6 protein-coding genes, 1 tRNA gene and 2 pseudogenes are annotated in these 14,085 nt (G+C 66.7%); all 9 read right to left on the bottom strand.

From position 1 onward, the window contains the following. Positions 1–89: 89 nt before the first annotated feature. Positions 90–892, bottom strand: a pseudogene (locus G4G29_RS05015) (enoyl-CoA hydratase/isomerase family protein). A gap of 46 nt (positions 893–938) precedes the next feature. Then, on the bottom strand, positions 939–1,430 hold the full coding sequence (locus G4G29_RS05010; RefSeq protein WP_183152033.1) for an FBP domain-containing protein: 492 nt from the start codon (positions 1,428–1,430) through the stop codon (positions 939–941). A gap of 9 nt (positions 1,431–1,439) precedes the next feature. Further along, a complete protein-coding gene (locus G4G29_RS05005) occupies positions 1,440–2,315 on the bottom strand; it encodes a bile acid:sodium symporter family protein (protein WP_244632407.1) in 876 nt (291 codons plus the stop codon). Between the two features lie 78 nt (positions 2,316–2,393). After that, a tRNA-Tyr gene (locus G4G29_RS05000) sits at positions 2,394–2,478 on the bottom strand. A gap of 86 nt (positions 2,479–2,564) precedes the next feature. Beyond that, on the bottom strand, positions 2,565–3,494 hold the full coding sequence (locus tag G4G29_RS04995) for a PfkB family carbohydrate kinase (protein WP_183152031.1): 930 nt from the start codon (positions 3,492–3,494) through the stop codon (positions 2,565–2,567). A gap of 231 nt (positions 3,495–3,725) precedes the next feature. Continuing rightward, entirely contained in the window at positions 3,726–7,601 is a 3,876-nt protein-coding gene (gene rpoC, locus G4G29_RS04990; protein WP_183152030.1) for a DNA-directed RNA polymerase subunit beta', read from the bottom strand. 80 nt (positions 7,602–7,681) lie between these two features. Beyond that, positions 7,682–11,185 carry a DNA-directed RNA polymerase subunit beta gene (locus G4G29_RS04985; protein WP_183152029.1) on the bottom strand — a complete coding sequence of 1,168 codons (3,504 nt, stop codon included), beginning with the start codon at positions 11,183–11,185 and terminating at the stop codon, positions 7,682–7,684. A 231-nt stretch (positions 11,186–11,416) separates the two neighbouring features. Next, positions 11,417–13,117 (bottom strand): annotated as a pseudogene (locus G4G29_RS04980) (ABC transporter ATP-binding protein). Then, positions 13,114–14,079, bottom strand: a complete 966-nt coding sequence (locus tag G4G29_RS04975) for an ABC transporter permease (protein WP_183152028.1) — start codon at positions 14,077–14,079, stop codon at positions 13,114–13,116. The pseudogene G4G29_RS04980 and the gene G4G29_RS04975 overlap by 4 nt, the downstream one beginning before the upstream one ends. Between the last annotated feature and the right edge of the window lie 6 nt (positions 14,080–14,085).

Here is a 14,085-nt window from a genome sequence, read left to right as displayed (position 1 = left end):
CTTCATCCTGCCACGCGCGTCGCCCGATGCCGCGGCGGGCGCTCAGGATGGGGAAAGTCGACGCTCCGTGAGTGATCGCGCAGAAGAAGTCAGCCCGCCTTCTTGGCCGACGCCGCGGCGAAGGCCGCGACCCTCGCCTGGGCGTCCGGGGTCTCGAGCGCAGCGCCGATCGAACGGGCCTCCTCGCTCAACTGCTCCACGAAGGAACGCTCCGGCTGCGAACGCACGAGCCGCTTCGCCTGGCCGTAGGCGTCGGCTGCTCCCGCGAGCCAGAACCGCGCGATCTCCTCGCCACGAGCGCGCACGAGGGGGCGGCTTCGGCTGCGGCGTCCTCACCGGCGACAGCCTCTGCGACGAGACCCCACTCGACAGCCTCAGCGGCCGAGAGGAGTCGATCCTGCAGCACGAGCTGCAGCGCACGACGCTGGCCGACGGCGCGGGCGAGCTGGGCCGAGACGGAGAGGTCGGGCGTCAGGCCGATGTTGGCGTACAGGCTGCCGAGCTTGGAGCGCGACCCGACCACGGCGTAGTCGCTGGAGAGCAGGATGCCGAGTCCACCGCCGGCCGTCGTGCCGTGCGCGGCCGCGACGACCGGAACCGTCGACTCGGTGAGCGAACGGATACCGGCATTGATCACCTCGGCAAGAGCAGTGATCTCGCTGCCGGATGCTCCCATCGTGGTCGCCATGTCGATCACGTCGCCGCCGGCGCAGAATGCCGGGCCCGAGGCATCGATGAGGATCGCCTTGACGTCGGGGCGCGAGGTCGCCTCGGCCGTCGCCTCTTTCCACGCGTGCGCGAGGTCGGCGTTGAACGCGTTGAGGCGGGCGGGGCGGTTCAGCGTGAGCCGGGCCATTCCCTCTTCGACGGCGAACAGGATGGCATCACTCATGGCATCTCCTTCGAGCACAGGACGTGTGGCTCCAGCGTAACCGCGATCAGACGCGCTCCCAGACCTGCGCGACGAAGCTCTCCATCCGACGACGCGTGCCGTCCAGACGGAAGTCGACCTGCCCTGGCGTCCTGACCTCGTTCGGTGCGAGCGGGTGCGCCAGCCGCACGTTCTCGTGACACGAGAGATCGGCGCACATGTACGTGCCGAACGAGTCGCCTCGACGCCCCGCCTCCCCCGCGCGTCGTGCCGAGAAGAGCGCAACCTGGTTTCCTGGCTGCATCGTGTGGCAGATGTTGCACATGCCCGTGCGGATGCGACTCGTCTCCGTGGCCCTGAGCACGATGCCGACCACATCGTCCTCGTGGGGGATCAGCACGTAGCCGCGGCGGCTGGCGGAGGGATCCTGCCAGGCGAAGAAGTCGAGGTAGTCCCAGTCGACGAGCAGGAAGTCATGCGGCATCTCCATGACCCGCAGCTCGTCGGCATCCGCGTTGACGAAAGATGCCCTGACGTCGGCTTCGGTGAGCGGTCGCATCGGTCCAGTCTATGAAGTCGTGCCGACCGCAGGTGCATCTGCCGTCGCATCGCGGTCTCGGATCAGGAGCCCGAACCCGAACGCGATGAAGAACATCAGCACGCCGTACACCGCAGCGGGCAGGCTCAACTCCACCGAACCCAGGACGGACTGCGCGATCACGATCGCCAGAGTGGCGTTGTGGATCCCGATCTCGAAGGACGTCGCGATGGCCTGTCGCTTCCCCACCCGCAGCATCCGCGGAACGAGGAAGCCGATCGCGAGGCTGATCAGGCAGAAGAGTACGGTGATGAGGGCGAGCTGCGTGAAGTTCGCGACCAGGAGCATCCAGTTCGAGGCGACGGCACCCGCGATCACGACCACCAGGATGATCACCGAGGCGATACGCACCGGCTTGTCCATGCCTGCGGCGAATCGCGGCCAGAAACGTCGCACGAGCATGCCGAGCGCGACCGGCAGCAGCACGATCGCGAACACCTCGAGCGCCTTCGACCACTGCAGGCCCAGACGGTCATCGAACGGCTGGAAGTACGCGATCGCGAGGTTGGTGATGATCGGAAGCGTGATCACCGCGATCACCGAGTTCACGGCGGTCAACGAGATGTTCAGCGCGATATCGCCACGGAACAGATGGCTGTACAGATTCGCGGTCGTCCCGCCCGGCGATGCGGCGAGCATCATCATGCCGACCGCGAGCACGGGCGGCAGCTGGAACGCGAGCACGAGCCCGAAGCAGATCGCCGGCAGCAGCACGAGCTGGCAGAGCAGCGCGACGATCACCGCCTTCGGCTGCTTCAGCACCCTCGCGAAGTCGGCGAGAGTGAGGCTGAGTCCCAGCCCGAGCATGATGATGCCCAGGGCGACGGGGAGTCCGATGGTGGTCAACGCTGATCCCATGGGACTCAGTGTGACGGACGAAGGGCCTCGGTGTCACGCGTTGCGGACGTGGAAGCCGTGCGGTGATGGTGGCGAGTGAGGGATTCGAACCCCCGAATGCAGAGCAGTCTGATTTACAGTCAGATCCCTTTGGCCGCTTGGGTAACTCGCCAGAGCGCACCCGTCCGACTTGAACAGCCAACCGGGGGCACGAGTATTGATCATACCCGCCAGACGCGGTCGGATGAAATCGAACGTTCAGCTGCCGTGGATCCCTCGCCCGGAGTCGGCGAGCGACTCCGGCGTGCGCAGCAGACCGCCCTCGGCGCGACAGGTCGCGGCGGCGACGTCCATGGCGCGCAGGAGCAGGTCGCGCCAGTCGTCGAGCAGGCGTGGGGATCCTGAGACGAGTCCCGAGGCGACCGCCGCGAGCGTCGCATCGCCCGCGCCCACCGTGTCGATCACTCGCCCCGGCAGGTCCGAGATCGGGGCGGACACGCTACCGGAATCCGTCTCGAGCACCGCGCCCTCCGCTCCCGCTGTCGCCAGCACCGCGCCGACGTCGAGTCCGCGCAATCGCGAGCGCAATGCGTCGAGGTCCCCGTCGTAGAGGATCGCCGCATCATCGGCACCGACCTTCACGATCTGCGCACCCGCGGCGAGGCGCTCGAACCCCCGCACGAACTCCGCACGGTCGTGGAGCATCCCGGTGCGCGGGTTCGGGTCGATCGCCACCCGTGCACCTGACAGCGCGGCGGCCAGCGCGTCGACCTCGGCGGGAACATCGAAGGGGAAGCAGCTGATCACGGTCAGTCCTGCGTCGGCGATCGCCTCGCATGCGGCATCGGAGTACCGGATGCTCCGGCCCTGCGCGGCATCGTTGAACACGTACTCGGGCTCACCGTTCGCGGCTCGCCGCACCACCGCCCGCGACGACCCGCGCGGTGCCTCACTCGCGATCAGTCCGACCCCGAAGTCGGCGAGGTATTCGCGGATGTGATCTCCGGCCTCGTCGTCGCCCACCATCGCGATGAGGGTCACCGGCACTCCGAGCCGGCGGAGCCCGACAGCCACGTTGAGCGCCGCTCCCCCGACCAACTCGCGCACGCCGGATTCGTCGTGGATCTCGTCGATCAGGGCATCGCCGATCACGACGACGGAATCAGCGGGGGAAGTCTCGTTGCTCACCCGCCGACACTATCGTGCGACGATGCGGCGCACCGCTCCGGCCGCCACTTCGACCGCACGGCTTCGCGACGAGCGCACGGCTTCGCCTCGAACGCACGGCTTCACGACGCACCTCGCCCGTGCACTCGGCAGCTTCCGGTGAACTCGGCAGCACCCCGCACGCCTACGCAGCGGACACGGAGAAGGCCCCAGGCGAATCGCCTGGGGCCTTCTGCGTCACTCAGTACACGATCAGTTGTAGGTACCGGGCGTGATGTCGTCCGTCGAGAACGCGTCAAAGTCGACGTAACCGAAGTCGCCGTCCGCGTACGCACCATCGGATGCGAAGATCCGGTTCGGGTAGCGCTCGCTCTTGGCTTCCTCGGTGGCCTCGACCGTGACGTCGCGGTACTTCGAGAGTCCCGTTCCGGCGGGGATGAGCTTACCGATGATGACGTTCTCCTTGAGACCGACCAGCGGGTCGCGCTTGCCCTGCATCGCAGCCTCGGTGAGCACGCGGGTCGTCTCCTGGAAGGAGGCGGCCGACAGCCACGACTCGGTCGCGAGCGACGCCTTCGTGATACCCATCAGCTCAGGGCGACCGGACGCGGGGCGCTTGCCCTCTGCCACGGCCTCGCGGTTGATCGACTGGTAGCGCTTGAGGTCGACCATCTCACCCGGGAGCAGGGTCGTGTCGGCGTGATCGACGACGGTGACCTTGCGGAGCATCTGACGGACGATGACCTCGATGTGCTTGTCGTGGATCGGCACACCCTGCGAGCGGTACACGCCCTGGACGCCGCCGACGAGGTAACGCTGCACCTCGCGAGCACCCATGACGCGCATGATCTCCTTGGGGTCGAGCGTGCCCACCAGGATCGGCTGACCGACCGTGACGTGCTGCCCGTCCTCGACGAGAAGCGTCGCACGCTTCAGCACCGGGTAGACGACCGGCTCTTCACCGCTGTCGGGCGTGAGGATGACCTTCTTGCCCTTGTCGGTCTCGTCGATCGCGATACGACCATCGGCCTCGGCGATCGGCGACGCGCCCTTGGGGGTACGCGCTTCGAAGAGCTCCTGCACGCGGGGAAGACCCTGCGTGATGTCATCCGCCGACGCCGAACCACCGGTGTGGAAGGTACGCATCGTCAGCTGGGTACCGGGCTCACCGATCGACTGGGCCGCGATGATGCCGACGGCCTCGCCGATGTCGACGGTCTTGCCCGTCGCGAGCGAACGGCCGTAGCACTGTGCGCAGACACCGACGGCGGAGTCGCACGTCAGGACCGAGCGCACCTTGATGCTCTCGACACCCAGCGCGACGAGCTTGTCGATCAGCACGTCACCCACGTCGTCACCGGCGGAGGCGAGGACCTCGCCCTTGCTGTCGACCACGTCGGAGGCCAGCGTACGAGCGAACACCGAGTTCTCGACGTTCGCGTCGCGCACGAGCTCACCCTGCGAGTTCGGAGCAGCGATCGGGAGCTCGAGGCCCTTCGACGTGCCGCAGTCCTCTTCGCGGATGATGACGTCCTGCGAGACATCCACCAGACGACGGGTCAGGTAACCCGAGTCGGCGGTACGCAGAGCGGTGTCGGCCAGACCCTTACGGGTACCGTGCGTCGCGATGAAGTACTCCGCCACCGACAGACCCTCGCGGTACGAGGAGATGATCGGACGCGGGATGATCTCACCCTTGGGGTTGTTCACCAGACCACGCATACCGGCGATGTTCCGGATCTGCAGCCAGTTACCACGAGCACCCGACGACACCATGCGGTTGATGGTGTTGTCCTCGGGGAAGTTGGCCTTCATCGCGGCCTGGACCTCGTCGGTCGCCTCGGTCCAGATCTTGATGAGCTCCTGGCGACGCTCGGAGTCGGTCGTCAGACCCTTCTCGTACTGCGACTGGACCTTCGCGGCCTGCTTCTCGTAGCCGGCGACGATCTCCGCCTTGTTCGGCGGGGTCAGGATGTCGCTCAGGGCGACGGTCACACCGGAGCGCGTTGCCCAGTAGAAACCGGCGTCCTTGATGCGGTCCAGCGATGCAGCAGTCTCGACCTTGGGGTACTCCTCGGCCAGCTTGTTGACGATCTGCGACAGCTTGTTCTTGTCGGCCTGCTCGCGGACGAACGGGTAGCCCTTGGGCAGCGTGTCGTTGAAGATCGCCTGACCCAGCGAGGCGTCGACGAGACCGTGGCGCTCGTAGCCCTCGGGAGCTTCGCCCTCGAGGAACGTCAGACCCGGGATGCGGATGCGGATCTTCGCCTGCAGGTCGAGGGTTCCCTCGTCCTTGGCCAGGATCGCCTCGCCCACCGAACCGAACGCACGGCCCTCACCGGCTGCGCCCTCCTTGACCGTGGTCAGGTGGTGCAGACCGATGATCATGTCCTGCGAAGGCAGGGTGACCGGGCGTCCGTCGGACGGCTTCAGGATGTTGTTCGAGGCGAGCATCAGCACGCGGGCCTCGGCCTGGGCCTCGACCGACAGCGGCAGGTGGACAGCCATCTGGTCACCGTCGAAGTCGGCGTTGAACGCCGCGCAGACGAGCGGGTGCAGCTGGATGGCCTTGCCCTCGACGAGCTGCGGCTCGAACGCCTGGATGCCGAGGCGGTGCAGCGTGGGTGCACGGTTCAGCAGAACCGGACGCTCACGGATGATCTCCTCGAGCACGTCCCAGACCTCGGGACGGGTGCGCTCGACGGCACGCTTGGCCGCCTTGATGTTCTGCGAGTGACCGAGGTCGATCAGGCGCTTGATGACGAACGGCTTGAAGAGCTCCAGCGCCATCTGCTTGGGCAGACCGCACTGGTGCAGCTTCAGCTGCGGGCCGACGATGATGACCGAACGGCCGGAGTAGTCGACGCGCTTGCCGAGCAGGTTCTGACGGAAACGACCCTGCTTGCCCTTCAGCATGTCGCTGAGGGACTTCAGAGCACGGTTGCCGGTGCCGGTGACGGGACGACCGCGACGACCGTTGTCGAACAGTGCGTCGACGGCCTCCTGCAGCATGCGCTTCTCGTTGTTGACGATGATCTCGGGGGCGCCGAGGTCGATCAGACGACGAAGACGGTTGTTGCGGTTGATCACGCGGCGGTACAGGTCGTTCAGGTCGGAGGTCGCGAAGCGGCCACCGTCGAGCTGGACCATCGGGCGCAGCTCCGGCGGGATCACCGGAACCACATCGAGGACCATCGCGGCCGGGCTCATGCCGGTCTCGAGGAACGAGCTGACGACCTTGAGGCGCTTGATCGCACGGATCTTGCGCTGGCCCTTGCCCTCGGAGATCTGCAGACGCAGGTTCTCGGCCTCGGCGTCAAGGTCGAAGGCGGCGAGGCGACGCTGGATCGACTCGGCGCCCATGTAGGCCTCGAAGTACTGACCGAAGCGGTCCTGCAGCTCGTGGAAGACGTCGTCCTCGGGGCGGAGCGCACCGACCTCGAGCGTGCGGAAGTCCTCCCACACGCGCTCGAGCTTGGCGATCTGCTCGTCGGCGCCCTTGCGGATGAGGGACATCTCCTTCTCGGCGGCGTCCTTCACCTTCTTCTTGGCGTCGGCCTTGGCACCCTCTGCCTCGAGAGCAGCGAGCTCCTCCTCCAGCTTGGCGAGGCGCTCCGCGATCTTGGAGTCGCGGCGGTCGCCGAGCGTCTTCAGCTCGAGGCGGATGTTGTTCTCCTGCGTGCCCAGGTCGCGGTGACGAGCATCCTCGTCGACCGAGATGACCATGTAGGCGGCGAAGTAGATGACCTTCTCGAGGTCCTTCGGCGCCATGTCGAGCAGGTAGCCGAGGCGCGAGGGAACACCCTTGAAGTACCAGATGTGGGTGACGGGAGCGGCGAGCTCGATGTGACCCATGCGCTCACGACGGACGGAGCTCTTGGTGACCTCCACGCCGCAGCGCTCGCAGACGATGCCCTTGAAGCGGACACGCTTGTACTTGCCGCAGGCGCACTCCCAGTCGCGGGACGGGCCGAAGATCTGCTCTCCGAAGAGACCGTCCTTCTCCGGCTTCAGTGTGCGGTAGTTGATGGTTTCGGGCTTCTTGACCTCGCCGTACGACCAAGCGCGGATGTGGTCTGCGGTCGCCAGGCCGATGCGAAGCTCATCGAAAGTTGTGGACTCGAGCACTAGTTCTCCTGTGTCGGAAATTCTTTTTGAGAAGTCTGCTTCGGTGTGCCCGGGAGGTGGATCCCGGGCACACCTGCGGATTAGATCTCGTCGATCGAGGCGGCCTCGAAGCGGCTGGAGATGTTGATACCGAGTTCCTCTGCGGCGCGGAACGCCTCATCGTCGGTGTCTCGGAGGTTCACCAGCGTGCCGTCGGCCGAGAGGACCTCGACGTTCAGGCAGAGCGACTGCATCTCCTTCATGAGCACCTTGAAGGACTCGGGGATGCCGGGCTCCTGGATGTTCTCGCCCTTGACGATGGCCTCGTACACCTTGACGCGGCCGAGGATGTCGTCGGACTTGATCGTGAGGAGCTCCTGGAGCGCGTATGCGGCGCCGTAGGCCTCGAGGGCCCACACCTCCATCTCACCGAAGCGCTGTCCACCGAACTGCGCCTTACCACCGAGCGGCTGCTGGGTGATCATCGAGTACGGACCCGTGGAGCGCGCGTGGATCTTGTCGTCGACCAGGTGGTGCAGCTTCAGGATGTACATGTAGCCCACGGAGATCGGAGCCGGGAACGGCTCACCCGAGCGACCGTCGAACAGCTGCGTCTTGCCGCTCGAGTCGATCAGGCGCACGCCGTCGCGGGTCGGGGTGGTGGCGTCGAGGAGACCGGCGATCTCCTCCTCGCTCGCACCGTCGAACACCGGGGTGGCGACCTTCGTACCGGGGGCGGCCTCGAACGCGTCCTTCGGGAGCTTCACAGCCCACTCCGGGGTGCCTTCGACCTTCCAGCCCTGCTTGGCGATCCACCCGAGGTGGGTCTCGAGGACCTGGCCGAAGTTCATTCGACCGGGGATGCCGAGCGGGTTCAGCACGATGTCGACCGGCGTGCCGTCCGACAGGAAGGGCATGTCCTCGATCGGGAGGATCTTGGCGATGACACCCTTGTTGCCGTGACGACCGGCGAGCTTGTCACCCTCGGTGATCTTGCGCTTCTGGGCGATGTAGACCACGACGCGGCGGTTCACGCCGGAGCCGAGCTCGTCGTCGCCGTCCTCGGCGTTGAACTCCTTGACGGCGATGATCGTGCCCTGCTCGCCGTGGGGCACCTTCAGCGAGGTGTCACGGACTTCGCGGCTCTTCTCGTTGAAGATCGCGCGGAGCAGACGCTCCTCGGCCGACAGCTCGGTCTCACCCTTCGGCGTGACCTTGCCGACGAGGATGTCGCCGGGGCGGACCTCGGCGCCGATGCGGATGATGCCGCGCTCGTCGAGGTCCTTCAGCAGCTCGGGGCTGACGTTGGGGAGGTCACGGGTGATCTCCTCCTTGCCGAGCTTCGTGTCGCGGGCGTCGACCTCGTACTCCTCGATGTGGATCGACGAGAGGGTGTCGTCCTTCACCAGGTCCTGGCTCAGGATGATGGCGTCCTCGAAGTTGTAGCCCTCCCACGTCATGAACGCGACGAGGAGGTTCTTTCCGAGGGCCAGCTCGCCGTTCTCGGTGGCGGGGCCATCGGCGATGACCTCTCCGACCTCGACGCGCTCACCGGCGTTGACGACGACCTTCTGGTTGTACGAGGTGCCCTGGTTCGAGCGGTCGAACTTGCGCAGGTGGTACTCCTGCGTTCCGCCCTCGTCGAGCATGACGACGACGCGGTCGGCGGAGACCTCGGAGACGACACCGGGCTTCTCGGCGGTGATCACGTCACCCGCGTCGATGGCGGTGTAGCCCTCCATACCGGTTCCGACGAGCGGCGAGTCGCTGCGCAGCAGCGGCACAGCCTGACGCTGCATGTTGGCGCCCATGAGGGCGCGCTGTGCGTCGTCGTGCTCGAGGAAGGGCACGAGCGAGGTCGCGACCGACACCATCTGGCGCGGCGAGACGTCGATGTAGCCGATCTCCTCGGGGACGAACAGGTCGACCTCGCCGCTGCCGCCCTTGGGGCGGGCCAGGACGTGGCTCTCGCGGAAGCGACCCTTGGCATCGAGCGGGGCGTTCGCCTGCGCGATGTTGAAGTCGACCTCTTCGGAAGCGGTCAGGTAGTCGATCTGCTCGGTCACGACACCGTCGACGACCTTGCGGTACGGGGTCTCGATGAATCCGAACGAGTTGATGCGTGCGAAGGTCGCGAGCGCACCGATCAGACCGATGTTCGGGCCTTCCGGCGTCTCGATCGGGCACATGCGGCCGTAGTGCGAGGGGTGCACGTCACGGACCTCGACGCCGGCGCGGTCACGCGAGAGACCACCGGGGCCGAGCGCGGAGAGACGACGCTTGTTCGTCAGACCCGCGAGCGGGTTGTTCTGGTCCATGAACTGCGACAGCTGCGACGTTCCGAAGAACTCCTTGATCGCGGCGACGACGGGGCGCACGTTGATCAGGGTCTGCGGCGTGATGGCCTCGATGTCCTGCGTGGTCATGCGCTCGCGGACGACACGCTCCATGCGGGACAGACCCGTGCGGACCTGGTTCTGGATCAGCTCGCCGACCGCGCGGATGCGACGGTTGCCGAAGTTGTCGATGTCGTCGGTCGCGAGACGGATCTCGGCCTTCTTGCCGCCGCGGATGCCCGTGAAGGTCTCCTCGGTGCCGGCGTGCAGACGCACGAGGTACTTGATCGTGGCCACGATGTCTTCGACGGTCAGCACCGACGAGGTCAGGGGCTGGTCGAGACCCAGCTTGTGGTTGATCTTGTAGCGGCCGACCTTCGCGAGGTCGTAGCGCTTCGGGTTGAAGTAGAAGTTGTCCAGCAGGGCGCGGGCAGCCTCGGCGGCGACCTGCTCGCCCGGGCGGAGCTTGCGGTAGATGTCGCGGAGCGCATCTTCCTTCGTGACGATCGTGTCCTTCGCGAGCGTCTCCTCGATCGAGGTGTAGCCGGCGAACTCGGCGAGGATCTCCTCGCTGGTCATGCCCAGCGCCTTGAGGAAGACGGTGACCGACTGCTTGCGCTTGCGGTCGACGCGCACGCCCACCTGGTCGCGCTTGTCGATCTCGAACTCGAGCCACGCACCGCGGCTCGGGATGACGCGCGCCGACACGATGTCCTTGTCGGAGGTCTTGTCGGGGGTCTTGTCGAAGTAGACACCCGGCGAGCGCACGAGCTGCGACACGACGACGCGCTCGGAGCCGTTGATGATGAACGTGCCCTTGTCGGTCTGCAGCGGGAAGTCGCCCATGAAGACCGTCTGGGTCTTGATCTCACCCGTGAGGTGGTTCATGAACTCGGCCTCGACGTACAGCGGAGCGGCGTAGGTCTTGCCACGCTCCTTGCACTCCTCGATCGAGTACTTCTCGGGCTCGAGGTAGGGGTTCGTGAACGAGAGCTGCATCGTCTCGCCGAGATCCTCGATCGGAGAGATCTCCTCGAAGATCTCGCCCAGACCGCTGTTCTCGTTGACGTCGGTGCGACCGGCCGCCTTGGCCTCGGCGACGCGCGCCTTCCAGGCGTCGTTGCCGACCAGCCAACCGAAGGACTCGGTCTGCAGAGCGAGAAGGTCGGGGACCGTCAGCGTGTCGGAGATCTTGGCGAACGAAAGACGGGAAGCTCCGCGTCCGTTCTTGGTGGTGGTGGATGTGGATGCGTTGCGAGCAGCAGCCAAGGGAATAACCTCCGTGAGCCCCGCAGGGCTTCTCGATTCCTTTGTCGTCAGGTGGAGTGTGCGCTCGAGAACTCAACGAAATGCCGACCACCATATGAGGGCAGGGAGAAGCGAGCGCAACTACCAACTATACGCACGATTGTGCGACATGGCAAGCGCAGTCCTTGACCAATCTCGGATGCTGCGGTATTGGACCGAAGCACCGGGCCGGACCCCGCCCGGCCCGGTGCTTCACGACGCGATGTTGAGCTCGTTGCCGGGGATGGAGGCCAGCAGACGCCGCGTGTACGGGTCGCGCGGATTCGTGAAGATCTCCTCCGAGCTGGCCGCCTCGACGAGCCTGCCGTCCTTCATGACGCACACGTAGTCGCTGATCAGTCGCACCACTGCCAGGTCGTGCGAGATGAAGAGGTAGCTCAAGCCGTACTCGCGTTGCAGATCTCCGAGCAGCGTGAGGATCTGATCCTGCACCAGGACGTCGAGCGCCGAGACGGGCTCGTCGCACACGATCAGGTCGGGCGACAGCGCGAGCGCGCGGCGATCGCGACGCGCTGCCGCTGTCCTCCCGAGAGCTCGGACGGATACCGTCGCAGCATCGACTGCGGCAGGGCGTCGTCGAGGAGCTGCCGCACGCGCGCGCGTCGCTCGGCGCCACTCCCCCTCTTGTAGAAGTCGAGCGGCTCCGCGATCAGGCGCTCGATCGTGAACATCGGGTTCAGGCTCGAGTACGGATCCTGGAAGATCGGCTGCACCTGCTGGCGGAAGTCCCTCGTCTCGGCCCGGCTCAGCGACGCGATGTCCTTGCCCTCGTAGCGGATAAGCCCGCTCGTCGGCTCGATCACCTTCAACAGCATCCGCGCCGTCGTGGTCTTGCCCGACCCGGACTCCCCCACGATCGCCACCGTCTCCCCCCGGGGGATGGCGAGCGACACGTCGTCGACCGCCACGAAGTCCTCACCGCGACCGCGCACCGGGTACACCTTCGTGAGGTTCTCGATCTCGACGATGTTGTCGGCGGGAGCAGCCTCGACCTCGACACCAACCTCCGCGGTCCGCTCCTGCACCCGGAACGCCTCCGGCTGCAGACGGGCCGCAGCGACCGAGGGCGCCGCCTTCACGAGCGACTGCGTGTACGGATGCTGCGGGTTCTCCAGGATCTGCCGCGCGGCACCCTGCTCGACGACCCTGCCGCGATGCATGACGATCACCGCTCGGCACGCTCGGCCGCGAGGCCGAGATCGTGGGTGATGAGCAGCACGGCCGTTCCCAGCTCCCGCGTCATCTGCCCGATCTGGTCGAGGATCGTCTGCTGCACCGTCACGTCGAGAGCGCTGGTGGGCTCATCCGCGATCAGCAGGCGCGGTTTGCACGCCAGACCGATCGCGATGAGTGCGCGCTGGCGCATCCCGCCGGAGAACTCGTGCGGGTACTGCTTCGCACGCCGTTCCGGGTCGGGAAGGCCCGCGGCGGTCAGCGCCTCCACGACCTTCGCGTTCACGTTCTGCCGGGTCGCGAGACCGTGCGCGAGCAGCGTCTCGGCGACCTGCGTGCCGATCTTCGCGACCGGGTTCAGGTTCGACATCGGGTCCTGCGGCACGAGGCCGATGTCGCGGCCGCGGATCGTGCGCAGCTCGTTCTCCGGCGCGTGCGCGATCTCCTTCCCGTCGAGACGGATGCTTCCGGACGCGACCTTTCCCCGCCGGCGAGCAGGCCGATGATGGCCATCGCGGTGGTCGACTTGCCCGACCCCGATTCCCCGACGATCGCGACCGTCTCCCCCGGACGGATCTCGAGGTCCACGCCCTCGACGGCGTGCACCACACCGTCCATGGTGGCGAAGTCCACCGCGAGGCCTTCGACCGACAGCAGCGGTTCGGACGACATCTGATTCTCCTTCGTGGCGTACAGGGCGCCCTCGTCGCGGGGGTTCATCGCGCCCTCGTCCGCGGATCCATCGCTTCGCGCAACGCCTCACCCAGCAGCGTGAAGCCGAGTGCGGTGATGGCGATGCAGATGCCGGGGAGGAACGCCAGCCAGGGCGCGATCGCGAGCTCGGCCTGCGCGTAGGTGAGCATGCGCCCCCACTCGGCCGTCGCGGGTCCTCCGCCGCCGAGCCCGAGGAACGACAGCGCCGCCGCATCGATCACGGCGGTCGCGAGCGTGAGGGTCCCCTGCACGATCACGGGACCGATCGCGTTCGGCAGCACATGCGACATGGTGATCTGCCCGCGGCCGAGCCCGAGCGTCTGCGCCGAGAGGACGTAGTCGCTCGAGCGCTGCTGCAGCATCGAGGCCCGGAGCAGGCGCGCGAAGATCGGAACCTGCGACGCCCCGATCGCGATCATGACCGCGAACGGCGTCTGCCCGAGGATCGCGGCGATCGACACCGCCAGCAGGAGGTTCGGCACCGAGAGGATGATGTCGACGACGCGCATGATGACGGTGTCGACCCACCCGCCGAACGTGCCGGCGAGGAGACCGAGGATCATGCCGCCGACCAGGCCCATCGCGGTGGAGATGACGCCGATCAGGAGCGACGCCTGCGCGCCCCAGATGAGCTTCGACAGCACGTCTCCGCCGAAGCGGTCGAGACCGAGCGGGAACTCCGGCAGCTCCCCCGGGCCGGGGATGTGCGTCGGCGTGATGAACTTCGCCCCCGGCAGCGCGGTCTCCGGGTAAGGGGCCAGCCATGGTGCGAGTCCGGCGACGAGCAAGAACAGCAGCACGATGATCGCGCCGATCCAGGCCGTCGGGTTGCGGCGCAGTCGGCGGAACACGTCGCGCCAGAATCCGCCTGAGCCGTTCTTGAGATCGGCCTGCGCGATCGCGACGGTGTCGATGCTGCCGCCGCTCTCGGCCGACGGCCCCTGGGCGGGTGGGAGGGCGATGCTCATGCGACC

This window comes from Microbacterium sp. Se63.02b (genome assembly GCF_014171575.1).
Taxonomy (GTDB): Bacteria; Actinomycetota; Actinomycetes; order Actinomycetales; family Microbacteriaceae; genus Microbacterium.
This window is presented reverse-complemented; position numbering and strand designations above follow the sequence as displayed.